Here is a 17,430-nt window from a genome sequence, read left to right on the forward strand (position 1 = left end):
ATGTCCTCGCGACTGCGTATCGACGCCGTCCTGGTCCAGGCCGTCATCGCCGGAGCGCTGTCCTTCGCCCACCTGCATGACCTCGCCGCCGCTGCCGGACAGGACGGCTGGAAGGCCTGGGCTTACCCGGTCTCGGTCGACCTGCTGCTCGTCGCTGCCTGGCGACGGCTTCGCACTGATGGACCGTCCCGGCTGGCCTGGTGCTGGTTCGTTATCGCCCTGATCGCTTCGCTAGGCGCTAACGTCGCCACCGCCGGACTCCTCGACCTGGGCAACGTCCCCGCCTGGCTGCGCATTCTCGTCGCCGCCTGGCCCGCCCTGGCCTTCATGGGCGGCACTCTCCTCGCCCACTCGGCCGGAGACCAGGTGCCGGATCCGTCGGCACCCGCGCTCCACCTCGACCCCGAACCGGCGACCGAAGCGGAGGAGTTGGACGCTCCCCCGGTGCCTGCGGTCGAGGAAGCTCCGGCCCTTCCCGCACCTGAGCCCGTCGCGGCTCCACCCGCGGTTCCCGCTCCTCCGGTCCCGGCCGCGCTGGTTGACCACGCCCGCAAGGTCGCCGACGACCACCAGGCCCGGACCGGAGCGCCGATCGACAGCGACACCCTGCGCGCCCGCCTCGGCGTCCCGCCACAGCTGGCCGACGCCATCGCCGCCCAACTCGCCTGACCCGAAGGGAGAACCACCTACATGCCTGCCCGCGACCACTTCCACTCCGTCATGCGGATCGGCCCCGTGCAGATCGGCACCCACCGCGACCGCCACGGCCACACCAAGCACGCCGCCGTGTGCACCAACGATCGCTGCGGCTGGTCCGCCGACTACTCCAGCCAGACCGCCGCCCAGCTCGCCGCCCGCACCCACCGCTGCACCGCCCGCTAGGAGGCCACCGCCATGGAAGTCCCGCTCTGGTTCGCCCTCGCCGCCATCGGCTACCTCGGCTGCAAGCTCATCCGCCCGCCGCTCTGGCTGGTCCTGGTGCTCCTCCTCGGCGGCTACCTCATCGCAGACAGCCTCCTCGCCCCCGTCATCGACACCGCCGTCAAGTAGCCCGCCCGCGAAGGGAGATCGCTGATGTTCCGCCCGAAGATCCCGACCATGCCCCAGCCGACCGGCCTGATCACCCCGCCCGCCGCCATCGAACCGACCGCAGTCATCCAGCACCAGCCGACCACCACCCCGGTCGTGCCGGCCCCGGCTACGGCGTCTGCCCGGCCCACCGTCCAGCTCACCCCGGGCGCCGTCGTTGCCCTCGTCGGTGGCGGCACCGCCGTGGTCCTGGTCGTCGGCGCCGTCCTGGTCTCGATGCTCCTCGCGGTCGCCGTCACCGGCGCCTCGGTCGCAGTCTGCGCCCTGGTCATCCGCTCGCTCATCAGCACCGAAGCCAAGCGCCACTGACCGGCCCCCGGGCGGCCTCAACCGCCAAGTCTCCGCCGCCCGGGAGCCCTGCCCCATTCCGAATCCGAAGAGCCGGAAGGAACCCCCAGCATGACGCACCGCATCTGCCCCAACTGCGACGGATACGCTTCCGCCGCCATCACCCTCGGCGGCCGCGACCAGAACGGCCACCTGCGCACCATCACCGCGCACTGCCCGGCCTGCCACGGCACCGGCACCACCCTCACCCGCAGCACTCGGGAGGGCGCCCGTGCCTGACCTGCTGCTCGACCCGACCACCCTCGGCGACCTGCTGAGGGTGGCTTCGGCGTCCGACTACGACCGCTGGCACGAGCAGATCCGCCGCACCGGCGGCTGCTCCGACCCCATCCACCTCACCGGCTGGACGATCGGCAAAGACAAGGTCACCGGCGAGACGCTGCATCACTACTCCACCGAGAACGAGCCGGGCGGACGCCTCCGCCTCGCCTGCGGCAACCGCCGTGCCTCCCGCTGTCCCTCCTGCGCCTGGACATACGCGGGCGACACCTATCACCTCATCCGGGCGGGCCTGGCTGGAGACGACCGCCGCGCCATCCCTGCCACCGTCCGCGACCACCCCCGCGTCTTCGCCACCCTCACCGCCCCGTCCTTCGGCCGCGTCCACAACCGCCCAACCATGGCGCTTGCGGCTGCGGCACCCGCCACCTGTCCGACGATCCCGCCCTCGGCACCGCCCTCGATCCGGCCAGCTACGACTACGCTGGCGCCGTCCTGTTCAACAACCACGCAGGCCAGCTGTGGCAGCGCTTCACCAATCGGCTCCGCCGCGAGGTCGCCGCCCGCGCGGGTTTGACACAGCGAGAGCTGAAGGAAGCGGCTCGCCTGTCGTACGGAAAGGTCGCCGAGTTCCAGAAGCGCGGCGCTCTGCACTTCCACGCCGTGATCCGCATCGACGGCCCCGATGGCCCCGACACCCCGCCACCGTCCTGGGCCACGGTCGACCTCCTGACTGACGCGATCCGCGCCACCGCCGCACACTCCTACACCTCGGTCTCCGTCCCGGCCGCCGACGAGCAGCCCGCCCGTACCTTCCGCTGGGGCACCCAGCTCGATGTACGCCCGGTCAAGGCCTTTGGCGACGGCTCCGACATCACCGAACAAGCCGTTGCCTCGTACGTCGCCAAGTACGCCACCAAAGCAGCCGAGAACACCGGAACCCTGGACCGCCGCATCGGCGAACTCTCCGAGCTCGACCGCCACCAGGTCCCCGAGCACACCCGCCGCTTGATTGAAGCGTGCAAGCGGCTCGACCCGCTGTATCCCGACCGCCGCCTGTGGGCCTGGGCTCACATGCTCGGCTTCCGCGGCCACTTCTCATCCAAGTCCCGCCGCTACTCGACCACCCTCGGCGCCCTCCGCCAGACACGCGCCGACTACCGCGCCGCCCAGGAACGCCAAAACCTCGACCTGGACGAGCGCGAGCCGGACACAGTCCTCGTCCTCGCCGACTGGCAATACGCCGGCCACGGCCACACTCCCGGCGAATCTGCCCTCGCCGCCACCATCGCGCGAGACCTCCGGCTCAACCGCGAAACCGCCCGCGAGGCCCTGCTCGAAGTGCTCGCCGACGAAAGGGGGTGCTGACCTTGGCCTCAGAGCTGCCGAGCCGGTTCTTAACTCCTGAGGACCTGGTCGAGATGTTCGAGCTTCCCAGCGTCGAGACGGTCTACCAGTGGCGACGCAAGCGCACCGGTCCGCGCGGCTTCCGCGTCGGCCGGCACCTTCGCTTCGACCCGAGCGACATACGGGCCTGGGTGGATTCACAGCTTGGGGAGGCTGCCTGATGGCTGGCCACATCCAAGATCGCTGGTACAGGACCGAGCCCGGCTCGGACGGCAAGCCGGTAAAGGCCAAGACCGACCGCTACGGCAACGGGCTCCGCTACCGGGCCCGGTACGTCGGACCTGACGGCACCGAGAAGAGCAAGTCCTTCCCGGACCGTCAAAAGCGCCGGGCGGAAGAGTGGTTGGCCGAGACCGCTGCCGACATGTCCCGTGGCCAGTACGTCGATCCCAAGGCTGCCCGGACGACCTTCCAGCAGTACGCGGAACGCTGGATTGCCGGGCAGACGACCGACCTGAACACCCGCATCGGAGCGGAAACGCGCCTTCGGCTGCACGCCTTCCCTCGTATCGGGGCGCGTCCGCTCGGGTCTTTCCGCCCGGTCCACATCCGCGAGTTCGTTCGCGACCTGGAAAACGACTCGATAGGCGGCACCTACGCCCGCAATATCTACGCCAACGTCCGTGCGGTGCTGTCGGCCGCCGTGGATGACGGCCACCTCGCGCGGAACCCGTGCTCGGCTGCGTCCGTCCGCCCGCCCGCTGTCTCCTCTTCCCGGGTCGTGCCCTGGCTCCCGTCCCAGGTGCGGGCGGTCCGAGACGGCCTGCCCGAGCGGTACCGAGCCATGGTCGACGTCGGCAGCGGCTGCGGCCTCCGTCAGGGCGAGATCATCGGTCTGGCCGAAGACACTTTGCAGCTCGACAGCGACACCCTTCGGGTCACCGCTCAGGTGAAGCTGATCCGGGGCGTCGCGGTCTTCGCTCCGCCCAAGGGCAACAAAGAGCGGGACGTACCGCTGCCATCCTCAGTCGCCTACGCCCTGCGGCAGCACATGAAGAGTCACGCGCCCGTGAGCATCAAGCTGCCGTGGGCCAGGCCGGACGGTCCGCTCAGCGAACGGCGCCTGATCTTCACCAACACGGCCGCCGGGATCGTCTGGCGAAGCAACTTCAACATCCAGGAGTGGAAGCCTGCCCTGGCCGCGGCCGGCCTCATCCCGACGCCCGAGCCCGGCAGGCCCTACGCCTCCGCCCGGCAGCACGGAATGCACGCCCTCCGCCACTTCTACGCCTCGGTCCTCCTGGACGCAGGCGAGAGCATCAAGGCCGTGAGCGAATACCTCGGGCACTCCGATCCGGCGATGACGCTGCGGGTCTACGCCCACCTGATGCCTAGCAGCAGCGAGCGTGCCCGCCGGGCCCTGGACAGCATCTTCAGCACGGCCCAAGAGCCCTGACGGCCCAGCGACGGCCCACCGGCCACAAGGCGGCCCCCTACTGGCGACAAAACCGCTGGTAGGGGGCTTCTTCGTGCCCGGAGCACATCAGTTCTCCGGGCTTAGGCATGGTTCATCCAGTGTGGCAGACATACGGGTGAGGGCCCGACGCCCTGTGGACGACGGACCCTCACTCGTGGAACGTGCAGGTGGGACGGGGTCCCGGGGTGCCGTGGCGGTCAGCCGGAGCCCACGAACAGCACCAGCAGCAGCCACACCACCGGGGCGGTCGGCAGGAGCGAGTCCAGCCGGTCCATGATGCCGCCGTGGCCGGGGAGCAGGGTGCCCATGTCCTTGATCCCGAGGTCTCGCTTGATCATGGACTCGCCCAGGTCGCCCAGGGTGGCGCTGGCCGCGACCGCGAGGCCGAGCAGCAGGCCCTGCCACCAGGCGCCGTCGTCGATCAGGAACTCCATGCAGAGCGCGCCGGCGACCATGGCGAAGGCGACCGCGCCGAGCAGGCCCTCGCGGGTCTTGCCGGGGCTGATGCGCGGGGCGAGCTTGTGCTTGCCGAAGCGCCAGCCGACCGCATACGCCCCGGTGTCGCTGACCACCGTGAGGACGAGGAAGGTCAGCACCCGCCACGACCCGTCGTCCGCCGTCAGCAGCAGGGCGACGAAGGTGGCCAGGAAGGGGACGTAGAACGCCGCGAAGACCCCGGCGGTGACGTCCTTGAGATACCCCTCCGGTGGCTCGGTCATCCGCCAGACCAGCACCGCGAGGGCGGTCAGGGCCATGGCGACCCAGGCGCCCTCGGGGCCCCGGGCGTAACCGGCGACGACCATCGCGGCTCCGCCGACGGCCAGCGGGATCAGGGGCGCCTTGATGCCCTTGCGTTCCTGGAGGCGGGAGGTGAGCTCCCACAGGCCGACGACGACGGCGATCACTATGACGCCGATGAAGACGGCCTTCACGATGAACAGCGAGACGCCGATGACGGCGCCGAGACCCACGCCGACCCCTATGGCGGCGCGCAGATCACGCCCCGCGCGCTTCTTCTGCGGCGGGGACGGCAGCGGGGTGGACATGGGCTCCTGCGGCATCTCGTCACGGAACAGGGGGCCGCTGATGTGTGCGGCGTCCCCGTCCCGGTCCTCGCGGCTCTCCGGCTCGCTGTCTGCGTCTCTACCTGCGTCGGGAACGTCCGGCACGATGGGCATGGGCCGAGTCTGCTGGGCGCCGTGCACATCGTGGGCAGGACCCGCCGGGGCAGCCCTCATCTCGGGCGTGCCCCAGTAACCGGCTCCTTGCGGGGCGCCCCAGGAAGAGTCGTTCATCAGACTTCGAGCAGCTCGGCTTCCTTGTGCTTGAGCAGCTCGTCCACCTGCGTGACGTACTTCGCGGTGGTGTCGTCGAGCTCCTTCTCGGCGCGGCGCACCTCGTCCTCGCCGGACTCCTTGTCCTTGACGAGCTTGTCGAGGTTCTCCTTGGCCTTGCGGCGGATGGAGCGGATCGAGATCTTGGAGTCCTCGGCCTTGGTCTTGGCGACCTTGATGTACTCCTTGCGGCGGTCCTGGGTGAGCTCGGGGAAGGTCACCCGGATGATGTTGCCGTCGTTGCTCGGGTTGACGCCGAGGTCGGAGTCGCGGATCGCCTGCTCGATGTTGCGCAGCGCGGTCTTGTCGAACGGCGTCACGACGGCCATCCGCGGCTCGGGAACCGAGAACGAGGCCAGCTGGTTGATCGGGGTCAGCGCGCCGTAGTAGTCGGCGACGATCTTGTTGAACATCGCCGGGTGCGCGCGGCCGGTACGGATCGCGGCGAAGTCCTCTTTCGCGACGACAACGGCCTTCTCCATCTTCTCCTCGGCCTCGAGGAGGATTTCTTCGATCACCACGTGCTCCTGCGTGTCTTGGGTGGGCCCGGCGTCGTCATCGCCGCGCCCTGCGGGTCCTGCGTCGCGTCCTCACCTGCACGGTGTCCGACCGGCAGGCCGTTGTCCATCCTGGGGGGCCGTCAGGCCCGGGTGCTCTCGTCGCTCACGAGCGTGCCGATCTTCTCACCCTTGACCGCGCGAGCGATATTGCCCAGGGCGGTCAGCTCAAAGACGAGGATCGGCAGCTTGTTGTCACGGCAGAGCGTGATGGCGGTGGCGTCGGCGACCTTCAGATCGCGGGCGATCACCTCGCCGTACTCCAGTGCGTCGAACTTCACCGCGCCGGGGTTGTTCTTCGGGTCGGAGTCGTAGACCCCGTCCACCCCGTTCTTCCCCATGAGGAGCGCCTCGGCGTCGATCTCCAGGGCGCGCTGCGCGGCGGTGGTGTCGGTGGAGAAGTAGGGCATGCCCATACCGGCGCCGAAGATCACCACGCGCCCCTTCTCCAGGTGCCGTACGGCACGGAGCGGGATGTACGGCTCGGCGACCTGGCCCATGGTGATGGCGGTCTGGACGCGCGAGTCGATGCCTTCCTTCTCCAGGAAGTCCTGGAGCGCCAGGCAGTTCATGACGGTGCCGAGCATGCCCATGTAGTCGGACCGGGCCCGGTCCATGCCGCGCTGCTGGAGCTCGGCACCACGGAAGAAGTTGCCTCCTCCGATGACCACCGCGATCTGGGCGCCGTCGCGGACGACGGCGGCGATCTCGCGGGCGATGGTGTGCACGACGTCGGGGTCGACGCCGAGACCGCCGCCGCCGGCGAATGCCTCACCGGAGAGCTTCAGCATGAAGCGCCCGGAACCCTTGTCGTCGTCGCGCTTGTCGTCGGCCTGAATGGCGTCCGCGCCCTTGTCCATGGAAATTCTCCTCGTGCACATACGAAGAAGGCCATTGCCGGTGGGTCTGGTGTCCCTACAGCGGCAATGGCCTCCTCGTCAGATCTGCGGTCGTCCGGCGTGAGTGCGGCCGTCGACTGCGTCAGACCCTATCGGGTCCGACGCTGTTCGCCCGGACGGACTCAGATGCCGACCTTGATGCGCGAGAAGCGCTTCAGGGTGACACCGGCCTCGTCCAGGACCTTCTGGACGGACTTCTTGGCGTCCAGCGCGTACGGCTGGCCCAGGAGGGTGGCCTCCTTGAAGAAGCCGTTGACCCGACCCTCGACGATCTTCGGGAGGGCGGCCTCGGGCTTGCCCTCGGCGCGGGTGGTCTCCTCGGCGACGCGGCGCTCGGCCTCGACGACCTCGGCCGGGACGTCCTCGCGGGACAGGTACTTCGGGGCGAAGGCGGCGATGTGCTGCGCGATGCCCTTGGCCAGTTCGGCGTCGGCCTTGTCCAGCTCGACCAGAACACCGATCTGCGGGGGCAGGTCGGGCATGGTGCGGTGCATGTACACGGAGACGTACTCGCCGGTGAACTGCGCGAAGCGGTCCAGGACGATCTTCTCGCCGAGGTTGGCGTTGGCCTCGTCGACGTACGCCTGGACGGTCTTGCCGGGCTCGATCTCGGAGGCGAGGAGCGCGGCGATGTCGGCCGGGGAGGTCGCGGCGACGTGCGCGGCGAGCGTGTTGGCGACGGTCTGGAACTTGTCACCCTTGGCGACGAAGTCCGTCTCGCACTTCAGCTCGAGCAGAACGCCGGACGTCTTGTCCTCGGAGATGAGGGAGACGACGGCACCGTTCTCGGCGGAACGGCCCTCGCGCTTGGCGACGCCCTTCTGGCCCTTGATACGGAGCGCCTCGACGGCCTTGTCGACGTTGCCGTCGGCCTCGTCGAGCGCCTTCTTGCAGTCCATCATGCCGGCGCCGGTGAGCTCGCGGAGCTTCTTGACGTCAGCGGCGGTGTAGTTCGCCATGAGTCTGTATGTCTCTCTCGAAGTCTGAAAGATCTACGGGTGAACGGCGGGGGCGACGCTTGTGGCGTCGGCCCCCGCCGTCAGCAGCCGTGACGGGTGTCAGGCCTGCTCGGCGTCCGCGTCCGCGGCCGGAGCCTCGGCCTCGGCGACGGCCTCGGCCGGCTTCTCGGCGTCGGCGACCTTCTCGGTCTCGGCGGAGGACTGGACCTCGGCGGCAGCCGCGGTCTCGTCCTTCTTGTCGCCCTCGAGCAGGTCGCGCTCCCACTCGGCGAGGGGCTCGCCGGCGGCCTTCTCGCCCGGCTTCGAGTCACCGGTGGCGGCACCGGAGCGGGCGATGAGGCCCTCGGCGACGGCGTCGGCGATCACGCGGGTGAGCAGGGTGACGGAGCGGATCGCGTCGTCGTTGCCCGGAATCTTGTAGTCGACCTCGTCGGGGTCGCAGTTGGTGTCGAGGATCGCGACGACCGGGATGTGGAGCTTGCGCGCCTCACCGACGGCGATGTGCTCCTTCTTGGTGTCGACGATCCAGACGGCGCTGGGCACCTTCTGCATCTCGCGGATACCACCGAGGGTCTTCTCCAGCTTGGCCTTCTCGCGCGAGAGGACCAGGAGCTCCTTCTTGGTGAGGCCGGAGGCGGCCACGTCCTCGAAGTCGATGAGCTCGAGCTCCTTCAGACGCTGAAGGCGCTTGTAGACGGTGGAGAAGTTGGTGAGCATGCCACCGAGCCAACGCTGGTTGACGTACGGCATGCCGACGCGCGTCGCCTGCTCGGCGATGGCCTCCTGGGCCTGCTTCTTCGTACCCACGAACATGATGGAGCCGCCGTGGGCGACGGTCTCCTTGACGAACTCGTAGGCGCGGTCGATGTACGACAGCGACTGGAGCAGGTCGATGATGTAGATGCCGTTGCGCTCGGTGAAGATGAAGCGCTTCATCTTCGGGTTCCAGCGACGGGTCTGGTGACCGAAGTGGACGCCGCTTTCCAGCAGCTCCCGCATCGTGACGACGGCCATGGCCGTACTCCTTGAGGTACTCGGTTATCGCGACCGCAGGTTTGCGTTCGCGCCTGACGCCCCGACGCGCCGTGCCACGAGGGACCGAGGAGCGCGGCCACCTCCGAGAAGAGGGAGGTGGCGGGGCGTGCGAAGTCGACCCGGTGACCCGGATCGCCGTAAGAAGTGTACGGGACCGGCTGAGTGCCGGGTGACGGCGATGTCCATGGCCAGGTGACGGCGGCACCACCATCGGGTGACGGGGATGTCCACAACCGGTGAGTAGTCCACAGGAACGGCCCATGATCCCCGGAATCCCGGCCTCCGGGACATGGTGACGGGCATGCGCCACCACCGCGGCCCACGCCGCTCCCCCGCCCTCCGTCCCCTGCTGCCGCTCCCGCTGCTGGGGCTTCTGCTGTACGTGCTGCTTCCGGCCGGACCGGGCGGGCTGACCGGGGCGTCCGGGCCGACCGGATCGTCCCGGCCGTCCGCGCCCGGCCCGGCCTCCGTACCGACCGGGGCGTTGGTCTCCCTCCCGGGTGCGGATGCCGGCGTGGACGCGGACAGCGGGGCCCGGAGCTGGCCGCTGGCGGGGAGACCGGCGCTGTTACGGGGGTGGGAGCCGCCCGCCGACCCGTACGGACCCGGCCACCGCGGTGTGGATCTCGCGGCGGGGCCGGGCGCCCGGGTGCTGGCGGCCGCCGACGGCCGGGTGTCGTTCGCGGGGCGGGTGGCGGGACGCGGGGTGCTCGCCGTCGAGGTGGCCGGGAGCGGTTCGCCGCCACTGCGCACCACGTACGAGCCGGTACGGTCGCTGGTCGAGGAGGGCGCGACCGTACGCGCGGGCCAGCCGGTCGGGGTGCTGGAGGCGGGGCCGTTCCACTGTGCGGCGGACTGCCTGCACTGGGGGTTGCGGCGCGGGGACGCCTATCTGGACCCGCTCTCGCTCCTGCCGCCCGGACTGCTGCGGAGGGGGCCTTCGCGGTTGCTGCCGGTGTTCGGGGTGCCGGAGCCACACCCACCCGGCTCCTCCGGTGCCTGAGGAGCGGGGTTCGGGGCGGGGCCGCACTTACCACCCAGCCCCTCCGGCGTTTGAGGAGCGAGGTCCGGGGCGGAGCCCCGGTTCGGGAAGCGGCGGGGCGTTCCGCCGGGGGCAGGGGCGGGTCAGCCGCTCACACCGCGCAGGACCATCGCGACGGCGGTGTCCGCGATGACACCCGGCTCCTCGGCGACGCCCAGTTCGATCCGGCGTACGGCGGCGTCGACCGACCCCTGCAGGAGCATGGCGGCCAGCCTCGGCTGGGTGTGGCCCAGGTCGCCGAGCGCTTCGACGATCATGGCGATCAGCCCGCCGTGCGCGGCCCGGATCTTCTCCCGGGCACCGGCGTCCAGCTCGCTCGCGGAGATCGCGACGACCGCGCGGTGGCGGCGGTCGCCGACGAGGTCGAGCTGGCGGCGCACATACGCCTCGATCTTCGCCTCGGGCGTCTCGGCGCGCTGCATGGCGTTCTCGACCTCGGCCGCCCAGACGGGGAAGTCGACGGCGCACAGCTCCTCGACGACGGCGGCACGGGAGCGGAAGTACTCGTACACGGAGGACCGCGCGAGGCCCGTGCGCTCGGCGAGTGCGGGGAAGGTCAACGCTTCCGTACCGCCCTCGGACAGCAGGGAGCGCGCGGCGTCCAGGAGGGCGCCGCGCTGCATGGTCCGGTGCTCGGCCACGGAGGCCGCTCGAATCCTGGGCACGCATCCACTCTACGGCGGCAGGCGCGTGGAGGAAGGGCACAGCCACCGATCGGACGGCCGGCGGGTACGGAGAGGGACCCGGTGGGGGATACCGGTGAGGGATACCGGCGGGAGGTCAGCGGCCCGCGTCGGCCAGCTTCGCCCGGAGCTGGAGGACGGACTTGGTGTGGATCTGGCTGACCCGGCTCTCGGTCACCCCGAGGACGTTGCCGATCTCCGCCAGGGTGAGGCCCTCGTAGTAGTAGAGGGTCACCACGGTCTTCTCGCGGTCGGGGAGGGTGTTGATGGCCCGCGCGAGCAGTCTTCGCAGCTCGCGGTCCTCGGCGACCTCCACCGGATTGTCGGCGGCGGTGTCCTCCAGGGTGTCCATCAGGCTCAGCCGGTCGCCGCCCTCGCCGCCGACGTGCAGCAGCTCTTCCAGGGCGACCACGTTCGCCAGCGACAACTGGCTGAAAACGGCGTGCAGTTCCTCCAGCGCGATGCCCATCTCCGAGGCGACCTCGGCCTCCGATGGCGTCCGCCGGAACTGTGCCTCCAGCGTGGCGTACGCGCGCTCCACGTTCCGCGCCTTCTGCCGGACGGACCGCGGGATCCAGTCCAGGGCCCGGAGTTCGTCGATCATCGCGCCGCGGATCCGGGTGATCGCGTACGTCTCGAACTTGATGGCCCGCTCGATGTCGAACTTCTCGATGGCGTCGATCAGTCCGAAGACCCCGGAGGAGACGAAGTCGGCCTGCTCGACGTTGGAGGGCAGCCCCACGCTCACCCGGCCCGCGACGTACTTCACGAGCGGCGAGTAGTGCAGGATCAGCTGTTCCCGCAGCCGCTCGTCGCCCGTGGTCTTGTAGGAACGCCACAACTCGTCGAGGGAGGAGGGAGCGGGAGGGCGCACAGTGCCACGCGCAACCGGTGGTTTCGCCGCGCGGTCAGACCCGGAGGTGTGCTGGGGCATGTGGTGCCTTGAGCCGTTCTGCCGTGAAGTGCTGGGGGACTTGTGTCTGAAGCGGAATCCTTGTGAGCGTAGCGTGACTGCGGCGTCGCAGTCCGCGCAGGACGGGAGTTCCCCGCCGCGCGATTGCCGGTCGCCCCTTGCGCCGTCGGCGCCCGTCCGGGACCGGGGCCGTCGCCGTTGGCGCGGGTCCCGGACAGGTCACCGATCGATCGTGCGAGGTCATCGGCCTTACCTTTTCACCCGAATGCTCCAGGTCAAGTATCGCCTCGCCGCGCGTCGTCGTTGCGTGCCGAAGGAGGCGTCAACCGCCAGGCGTCGCCTTGGCGTTCGACGAACCCCAGTGAGTGCAGTTCGTACAGTCGACCGAGCGTTTCGTCGGCCGAGGTCCCCGCGGTGCGCGCGAGGTCACGGGGGTGGGTGACCCCGTGATAGGGGAGCGCGTCGAGGACCCGTGCGGTGACCGCGTCCAGGTGGTCCCTGGGCAGCACCGGGCCGCGGCGGGCCGGCGGGAGGTCGCCGATGTCCCCGACCAGCTCGACGATTTCGTCCGCGTCGGTGACGAGTACGCCCTCGCCGCGCAACAGCTCATGCACCCCTGCCGACAGCCCGCTGGTGGCCGGCCCCGGAACGCCCATCGAGAAGCGGCCGAGCCGTTGTGCCTGGCGGGCGGTGACCAGCGAGCCGCTGCGGTATTCGGCCTCGACCACGACCGTGCCCCTGGTCAGCGCGGCGATGACGCGGTTGCGCAGGATGAACCGGCTGCGAGTGGGGTGGGATGACGGTGGCAACTCGGCGACGATCAGGCCCTGTTGGGCCATGCGCCCGAGCAACTCCGCGTGCCCGCGCGGGTAGGTTACATCGACACCGCAGGCAAGCACCGCCGTCGTCGCCCCGCCCGCGGCCAGCGCGCCCCGGTGGGCGGCCCCGTCCACCCCGAACGCCGCCCCCGACACCACCACCCAGCCGCGCTCCGCGAGCCCGGAGCCGAGGGTGGCCGCCATGTGCGCCCCGTACGGGGTGCAGGCCCTCGCCCCGACCACCGCGACCGAGCGCAGGGACCACAGCCGCAGGTCGGGCCGCCCCCGCACCCAGAGCCCGACGGGCCGCGCGTCGCCGAGGTCGTCCAGCTGGCTCGGCCACTCCCCGTCGCCCGGGCAGACGAAGCGCCCGCCCACCGCGGCGACCGCGGCCAGGTCCCGCCTCGGCTCCGTGGCGGCCGCCCGCAGCCGGTAGCCGCCGAGCCGCGCGGCGGTCATGCCCGGCAGCTTCTCGGCGGAGCCGTCCTCGACGGTGAGCCTCCGCATCAGCTCGACCGGACCGATGAACCGCAGCCACCGCCCGGCACGCTCGTCCCCCGGCTCCAGCACCCGCGTCAACGCAGCCCTGGCCAACCGCTGGGCGTCGCGGTCCCGGTCCCGCGGCTCCGTACAGAGATCCCGACCCCCGTCACGCTCCCGGCCGGAGTCGCGTTCCGGGAAGAGTCCGTGCTCCCGCCCGGGGCCGCACTCCGGGGCGAGCCCGTGCGCGGGATCCGGGCCTCGCTCCCGGTCAAGCCCGGGCTCCCCGCCCCGCCCCGGCCCATGCCCGGGTTCCGGACCCGGGCCGCACTCCCACTCCCGCTCCCCGCCGAGTCCGTGCGCGGGATCCGGTCCGTGCTCCGGTACCGGGCCGGGCCCTGCCCCGGCGGCCACCCCCCGCCCCTGCTCGCCCATCACCCCGGTCACCGCTCCCCCGCCCCCATCGGCACCCCGCGCTGGATGCCCGTCCGCAGTTCCAGGGCGACCGCCACGTCCGAGGCGTCCGGACGGTCGGCGGCGCGTAGGTCCGCCACCGTCCAGGCCACCCTCAGCACCCGGTCCAAGCCGCGGGCCGTGAGGATTCCGCGTTCCAGGTCCCGTTCCGCCGCCGCCAGTGCCCCCGGGGCCACCAACAGACGGGTCCGCAGCTCGTGGCCCGGGACCTCGCTGTTCATGGTCCACGGGGTGCCGGCCAGCCGCTCGGCCGCCCGGGCCCTGGCGTCCCGTACCCGTGCGGCGACGACCTCAGTCGACTCGCCCCGGCCGCCCTGGCCCAGGAAGTCCGCTCGGTCGACCGGCTCCACCTCGACCCGCAGGTCCACCCGGTCGAGCAGAGGGCCGGACAGCCTCGCCTGGTAGCGGCGGACCACCGAGGGCGGGCACTCGCAGCCCGCGCCCGTGAGCGTGTGGCGCCCGCAGGGACACGGATTGGCCGCCAGGACCATCAAGAACCGGGCGGGCAGCCGCACCACCCCCGCCGCCCGCGCGACGACCACATGGCCCGACTCCAGCGGCTGGCGCAGCGCGTCCAGGGCCTTGCCCGAGAATTCGGGGGCCTCGTCGAGGAAGAGCACGCCTCGGTGGGCGAGCGAGACCGCGCCCGGCCTCGGGATTCCGTTCCCCCCGCCCACCAGGGACTGCATGGTCGCCGAGTGGTGCGGAGCGCAGTAGGGCGCCCGGGAGACGAGCGGTTCACCCGGGGGGAGGATGCCCGCCACGGAGTGGACCGCCGTCACTTCGAGGGATTCCTGCCGGGTCAGCGGCGGCAGGACCGCCGACAGCCGCTCGGCCAGCATGGTCTTGCCCGCGCCCGGCGGACCCGAGAGGAGTAAGTGGTGCCCGCCGGCCGCGGCCACCTCCAGCGCCTGGCGCGGGCGCAGCTGCCCCGCGACGTCCGCCAGGTCCGGCCGGTGCCCGTCGCCCCGCGCGGCGGCCGGTGCGAGCCCCGTACCGAGGCCGGTGCCGGGGATCATGAGCCCGGCCAGCATGGCGTCGGGGCGACCCTGGCCGTCGGCGGGCTCCTCGGGCACCGGTTCGTCGCACAGGACGGCGATGAGCTGGCGCAGGCTCCGGACGCCGAGGACCGAGACCCCCGGCACCAGGGCCGCCTCCCCGGCCGTCTGCTCGGGGACGACGACCTGCTCGTACCCCGCTTCGGCCGCCGCGAGGACCGCGGGCAGCACGCCCCGTACCGGACGGACCCGGCCGTCCAGGCCCAGTTCGCCGATCATCACCACGTCGGCGACCATCGCGGGGTCGATCCGCTCCGCCGCGCCGAGCACCGCACACGCCACGGCGAGATCGAAACCCGAACCGCTTTTCGGGACGGAGGCCGGGGAGAGCCCGACCGTGAGCTTCTTCTGCGGCCACTCGGCCCCGGAATTGACGACGGCCGCCCGCACCCGGTCCCGGCTCTCCACCAGGCTCTTGTCCGGCAGCCCGACCAGGGTGAAGGCCGCCACCCCCGGCTCCAGGTCCGCCTGGACCTCCACCACCACCCCCTCGACGCCGACCAGCGCCACGGAACACGCGCGTGCGAACCCCATCAGGACACCCCCCGGGCGTGCTCCGTGACCGGGGCACCGCGCCGGGGCACGATCACCCCCACCAGATCGATGCGGACCCCGCCGGGCGGTGGCCCGCCGTGCCGCTCCAGCCAGATCTCGGCGAGCCGCCTCAGCCGGTCCGCCTTGACCGGGCCGACCGCGGCCATGGGGTGTTCGAACCCGTCCGACCTGCGCGTCTTCACCTCGCAGAAGACCAGCGCGTCCCCGTCCCTGGCCACGATGTCGATCTCTCCGGCGCGACAGCGCCAGTTCCGCCCGACCACCGTCATCCCGGCTTCGGCCAGCAGCCGGGCCGCCAGATCCTCGCCGTACCGCCCGAGTGCCCCCCGTGCGTTCATGTCGGCACCACCTCCGGCACCGACTGTGACCCGGCCCGCCGAAAGATGTGGATCTTGGTGGACAACTCCGCGGATGTGGAAAACCCGGCCACCCACACGGGTGACCGGGCTTCTCCTTGCGACGTGCGACGCACGTGTCGGCGGCCCCGGCTCCATGGGGCCGCGCGGGGTCAGCCTCCCGGAAGTTCCAGATCGCTCTTGTTGAGCTCTTCGATGTTGACGTCCTTGAAGGTCAGCACGCGGACCTGCTTGACGAACCTGGCAGGCCGGTACATGTCCCAGACCCAGGCGTCCGCCATGGACACCTCGAAGAAAACCTCACCCTGGACGGAGTGCACCTGCATCTCGTAGTCGTTGGTGAGGTAGAAGCGCCGTTCGGTCTCGATCACATATTTGAACAGACCGACGACATCGCGGTACTCCCGGTAGAGCTTCAGCTCCATCTCGGTCTCGTACTTTTCGAGGTCCTCGGCGCTCATGGCATGTTTCCCCTTCAGCCGTGCGTGCCCCCATTGTGCGTCAGCCTTCGGCACCCCTGGACGATTAGACGATTTCGGGGGCCAGAACCAGCGGATCACGCGGGGGACCCTCGTCGAGGAGCGTGCGCAGCAGCTCGGCGAGTCTGGTCGGGTACACCGTCTCACGCGTCGCGAGAAGTTCGGCGGAAGTCCACCACCGCAGACCGGCGACGCTGCGCAGTTCCAGGTCGGTGAGGCCCTGCGGGGCGGTCGCGGTCTGCGTCGTACGGGCGAGGTAGTACCACTCGTCCTGGTCCCAGCGGCGCCCGTCGAACGGGAAGGAGCAGATCCGGGTCCACAGCAGCGGGCCCAGCTCGATGTCCGTGATCCCGGTCTCCTCGGCGAGCTCCCGGCGGGCCGCCTGCTCCCGGGTCTCGTCGCCCTCCAGGCCGCCGCCCGGGGTGAACCACCAGGTGTCGGCCGGATCATCCGGTTCATGGCCGTGGAGCAGCAGGACGCGGTCGTCGGGGTCCAGAAGGACCACCCGGGCGACCTTGCGGGCTCCGGAGGTCACCGGGCCCCTCCGGCAGGCGCCCTCCGGCGGCCCAGGCGCGCCGCCACAGGCCCGTACACCGCCCCGCCGAGGATCAGGGCGACCCCCACCAGGATCGCGCCCAGTTGGAGCGGCAGGGGCCCGGCGGCGGACACCCCGCCGGGCAGCGCGGCGAACGAGGAGGGCCGGTCGATCATGCCGTCCATCGGCCAGGCCACCGCATCCACCCGGGCCTGGACGGCGCTCAGCGGTACGGAGCCCTGGCCGGCGTCCTGGAGGTGGACCCGGGAGTCCAGGGAGGTGGCCCGTTCGTCGCCGAGGAGGAAGATCTTGCCCTTCGGCACGGTGGCGGAGAATTCCTGGGGCGAGGCGGGGGCCCCCTTGCCGCCGGCGGCCGTCGGGCCCTGCTCGACGTACGGCTCGTCGACGGGGGTCCCGTTGACGGTGAGGCGGCCGTCCTTGCCGCAGCAGGCCACCTTGTCGCCGCCGATCCCGACGACGCGCTTCACCATCGGTGTGGCGGCCCAGACCTCGTCGGTGAAGACCACCACGTCACCGCGCCGGACGTCGGCCCCGTCTATCCGCTCGGCGAGCACCCGGTCGCCGGGGTTCACCGTCGGGGCCATGGAGTCGGTCGGGATCGTGTACGGCTGGTAGACCACCGCCGCCCAGGCGAAACCGCCGAGGAAGAGCACACAGCCGACGGCCACGGCGAGGCCCGACACCATGGCGCCGAGCCGGCCGCGGCCGTCTTTCGCGTTTCCTGTACCGCTCATCCCAGCGCTCCCCCGTCG

21 protein-coding genes and 1 pseudogene are annotated in these 17,430 nt (G+C 71.1%); 9 read left to right on the forward strand and 13 right to left on the reverse strand.

Annotation, left to right across the window (positions count from 1 at the left end):
* From IE134_RS28105 to IE134_RS28140, 8 genes and pseudogenes are all read left to right on the forward strand, one after another.
* Positions 1-669 carry a DUF2637 domain-containing protein gene (locus tag IE134_RS28105; RefSeq protein ID WP_189432095.1) on the forward strand — a complete coding sequence of 223 codons (669 nt, stop codon included), beginning with the start codon at positions 1-3 and terminating at the stop codon, positions 667-669.
* 21 nt (positions 670-690) lie between these two features.
* Entirely contained in the window at positions 691-882 is a 192-nt protein-coding gene (locus IE134_RS28110; protein ID WP_053750104.1) for a mobile element transfer protein, read from the forward strand.
* Positions 883-894: 12 nt separating this feature from the next.
* The gene (locus tag IE134_RS28115; protein WP_097984273.1) at positions 895-1,050 is read left to right on the forward strand and encodes a hypothetical protein; all 156 of its coding nucleotides are present in this window, start codon (positions 895-897) and stop codon (positions 1,048-1,050) included.
* Positions 1,051-1,074: 24 nt separating this feature from the next.
* Complete coding sequence (locus tag IE134_RS28120) at positions 1,075-1,398, forward strand: SpdD-like protein (RefSeq protein ID WP_097984271.1); 324 nt, start codon at positions 1,075-1,077, stop codon at positions 1,396-1,398.
* Between the two features lie 90 nt (positions 1,399-1,488).
* A complete protein-coding gene (locus tag IE134_RS28125; RefSeq protein WP_189432097.1) occupies positions 1,489-1,656 on the forward strand; it encodes a hypothetical protein in 168 nt (55 codons plus the stop codon).
* Positions 1,657-1,696: 40 nt separating this feature from the next.
* Positions 1,697-3,024 (forward strand): annotated as a pseudogene (repSA, locus tag IE134_RS28130) (replication initiator protein RepSA).
* The gene (locus tag IE134_RS28135; protein ID WP_189432099.1) at positions 3,018-3,224 is read left to right on the forward strand and encodes a helix-turn-helix transcriptional regulator; all 207 of its coding nucleotides are present in this window, start codon (positions 3,018-3,020) and stop codon (positions 3,222-3,224) included. The pseudogene repSA and the gene IE134_RS28135 overlap by 7 nt, the downstream one beginning before the upstream one ends.
* A complete protein-coding gene (locus IE134_RS28140) occupies positions 3,224-4,459 on the forward strand; it encodes a tyrosine-type recombinase/integrase (RefSeq protein ID WP_189432101.1) in 1,236 nt (411 codons plus the stop codon). Before IE134_RS28135 ends, IE134_RS28140 begins: the two co-directional genes overlap by 1 nt.
* Positions 4,460-4,677: 218 nt before the next feature.
* Here IE134_RS28140 and IE134_RS28145 read toward each other — a convergent pair whose 3' ends face one another.
* From IE134_RS28145 to rpsB, 5 genes are all read right to left on the reverse strand, one after another.
* Positions 4,678-5,775, reverse strand: coding sequence for a phosphatidate cytidylyltransferase (locus tag IE134_RS28145; protein WP_030715654.1), 1,098 nt, complete (start codon positions 5,773-5,775; stop codon positions 4,678-4,680).
* Positions 5,775-6,332 (reverse strand): ribosome recycling factor, encoded by a 558-nt coding sequence (gene frr / locus IE134_RS28150; RefSeq protein WP_030715651.1) that lies wholly within the window; start codon positions 6,330-6,332, stop codon positions 5,775-5,777. The genes IE134_RS28145 and frr overlap by 1 nt, the downstream gene beginning before the upstream one ends.
* A 122-nt stretch (positions 6,333-6,454) precedes the next feature.
* Positions 6,455-7,231, reverse strand: coding sequence for a UMP kinase (pyrH, locus tag IE134_RS28155; RefSeq protein WP_032789182.1), 777 nt, complete (start codon positions 7,229-7,231; stop codon positions 6,455-6,457).
* A 161-nt stretch (positions 7,232-7,392) separates the two neighbouring features.
* Positions 7,393-8,229, reverse strand: coding sequence for a translation elongation factor Ts (gene tsf, locus IE134_RS28160; RefSeq protein WP_010061944.1), 837 nt, complete (start codon positions 8,227-8,229; stop codon positions 7,393-7,395).
* 99 nt (positions 8,230-8,328) lie between these two features.
* Complete coding sequence (rpsB, locus tag IE134_RS28165; protein WP_006127913.1) at positions 8,329-9,243, reverse strand: 30S ribosomal protein S2; 915 nt, start codon at positions 9,241-9,243, stop codon at positions 8,329-8,331.
* Positions 9,244-9,565: 322 nt separating this feature from the next.
* Between rpsB and IE134_RS28170 the strand changes: the two genes are divergently transcribed.
* Positions 9,566-10,267, forward strand: coding sequence for a murein hydrolase activator EnvC family protein (locus IE134_RS28170; protein WP_189432103.1), 702 nt, complete (start codon positions 9,566-9,568; stop codon positions 10,265-10,267).
* 122 nt (positions 10,268-10,389) lie between these two features.
* Here IE134_RS28170 and IE134_RS28175 read toward each other — a convergent pair whose 3' ends face one another.
* The 8 genes from IE134_RS28175 to lepB all read right to left on the reverse strand — a co-directional run bounded on the left by IE134_RS28175 (position 10,390) and on the right by lepB (position 17,412).
* Positions 10,390-10,947: a TetR/AcrR family transcriptional regulator gene (locus IE134_RS28175; protein WP_029182420.1), complete on the reverse strand. Its 558-nt coding sequence runs from the start codon at positions 10,945-10,947 to the stop codon at positions 10,390-10,392.
* A gap of 139 nt (positions 10,948-11,086) precedes the next feature.
* Positions 11,087-11,923, reverse strand: a complete 837-nt coding sequence (gene whiG, locus IE134_RS28180) for an RNA polymerase sigma factor WhiG (RefSeq protein WP_006127910.1) — start codon at positions 11,921-11,923, stop codon at positions 11,087-11,089.
* Between the two features lie 254 nt (positions 11,924-12,177).
* Positions 12,178-13,290 carry a DNA-processing protein DprA gene (dprA, locus tag IE134_RS28185; protein ID WP_189432105.1) on the reverse strand — a complete coding sequence of 371 codons (1,113 nt, stop codon included), beginning with the start codon at positions 13,288-13,290 and terminating at the stop codon, positions 12,178-12,180.
* 353 nt (positions 13,291-13,643) lie between these two features.
* Positions 13,644-15,266 (reverse strand): YifB family Mg chelatase-like AAA ATPase, encoded by a 1,623-nt coding sequence (locus IE134_RS28190; RefSeq protein WP_098017238.1) that lies wholly within the window; start codon positions 15,264-15,266, stop codon positions 13,644-13,646.
* A complete protein-coding gene (locus IE134_RS28195; protein ID WP_032789180.1) occupies positions 15,266-15,625 on the reverse strand; it encodes a YraN family protein in 360 nt (119 codons plus the stop codon). The genes IE134_RS28190 and IE134_RS28195 overlap by 1 nt, the downstream gene beginning before the upstream one ends.
* 170 nt (positions 15,626-15,795) lie before the next feature.
* Positions 15,796-16,104 (reverse strand): DUF2469 domain-containing protein, encoded by a 309-nt coding sequence (locus IE134_RS28200; RefSeq protein WP_003965949.1) that lies wholly within the window; start codon positions 16,102-16,104, stop codon positions 15,796-15,798.
* Between the two features lie 64 nt (positions 16,105-16,168).
* Positions 16,169-16,657, reverse strand: a complete 489-nt coding sequence (locus IE134_RS28205; protein ID WP_030715638.1) for an NUDIX hydrolase — start codon at positions 16,655-16,657, stop codon at positions 16,169-16,171.
* Complete coding sequence (gene lepB / locus IE134_RS28210; RefSeq protein WP_030715635.1) at positions 16,654-17,412, reverse strand: signal peptidase I; 759 nt, start codon at positions 17,410-17,412, stop codon at positions 16,654-16,656. Before lepB ends, IE134_RS28205 begins: the two co-directional genes overlap by 4 nt.
* Positions 17,413-17,430: the final 18 nt, after the last annotated feature.

Source organism: Streptomyces rubiginosohelvolus, from assembly GCF_014649875.1.
Lineage (GTDB): Bacteria > Actinomycetota > Actinomycetes > Streptomycetales > Streptomycetaceae > Streptomyces > Streptomyces rubiginosohelvolus.

What these genes read in the sequence shown, in the direction of transcription:
- IE134_RS28105 (WP_189432095.1), top strand. Translation starts at nt 1, where the DNA reads ATGTCCTCGCGACTGCGTATCGACGCCGTCCTGGTCCAGGCCGTCATC.
- IE134_RS28110 (WP_053750104.1), top strand. Translation starts at nt 691, where the DNA reads ATGCCTGCCCGCGACCACTTCCACTCCGTCATGCGGATCGGCCCCGTG.
- IE134_RS28115 (WP_097984273.1), top strand. Translation starts at nt 895, where the DNA reads ATGGAAGTCCCGCTCTGGTTCGCCCTCGCCGCCATCGGCTACCTCGGC.
- IE134_RS28120 (WP_097984271.1), top strand. Translation starts at nt 1,075, where the DNA reads ATGTTCCGCCCGAAGATCCCGACCATGCCCCAGCCGACCGGCCTGATC.
- IE134_RS28125 (WP_189432097.1), top strand. Translation starts at nt 1,489, where the DNA reads ATGACGCACCGCATCTGCCCCAACTGCGACGGATACGCTTCCGCCGCC.
- IE134_RS28140 (WP_189432101.1), top strand. Translation starts at nt 3,224, where the DNA reads ATGGCTGGCCACATCCAAGATCGCTGGTACAGGACCGAGCCCGGCTCG.
- IE134_RS28145 (WP_030715654.1), bottom strand. Translation starts at nt 5,775, where the DNA reads ATGAACGACTCTTCCTGGGGCGCCCCGCAAGGAGCCGGTTACTGGGGC.
- pyrH (WP_032789182.1), bottom strand. Translation starts at nt 7,231, where the DNA reads ATGGACAAGGGCGCGGACGCCATTCAGGCCGACGACAAGCGCGACGAC.
- tsf (WP_010061944.1), bottom strand. Translation starts at nt 8,229, where the DNA reads ATGGCGAACTACACCGCCGCTGACGTCAAGAAGCTCCGCGAGCTCACC.
- rpsB (WP_006127913.1), bottom strand. Translation starts at nt 9,243, where the DNA reads ATGGCCGTCGTCACGATGCGGGAGCTGCTGGAAAGCGGCGTCCACTTC.
- IE134_RS28170 (WP_189432103.1), top strand. Translation starts at nt 9,566, where the DNA reads ATGCGCCACCACCGCGGCCCACGCCGCTCCCCCGCCCTCCGTCCCCTG.
- whiG (WP_006127910.1), bottom strand. Translation starts at nt 11,923, where the DNA reads ATGCCCCAGCACACCTCCGGGTCTGACCGCGCGGCGAAACCACCGGTT.
- IE134_RS28190 (WP_098017238.1), bottom strand. Translation starts at nt 15,266, where the DNA reads ATGGGGTTCGCACGCGCGTGTTCCGTGGCGCTGGTCGGCGTCGAGGGG.
- IE134_RS28195 (WP_032789180.1), bottom strand. Translation starts at nt 15,625, where the DNA reads ATGAACGCACGGGGGGCACTCGGGCGGTACGGCGAGGATCTGGCGGCC.
- IE134_RS28200 (WP_003965949.1), bottom strand. Translation starts at nt 16,104, where the DNA reads ATGAGCGCCGAGGACCTCGAAAAGTACGAGACCGAGATGGAGCTGAAG.
- lepB (WP_030715635.1), bottom strand. Translation starts at nt 17,412, where the DNA reads ATGAGCGGTACAGGAAACGCGAAAGACGGCCGCGGCCGGCTCGGCGCC.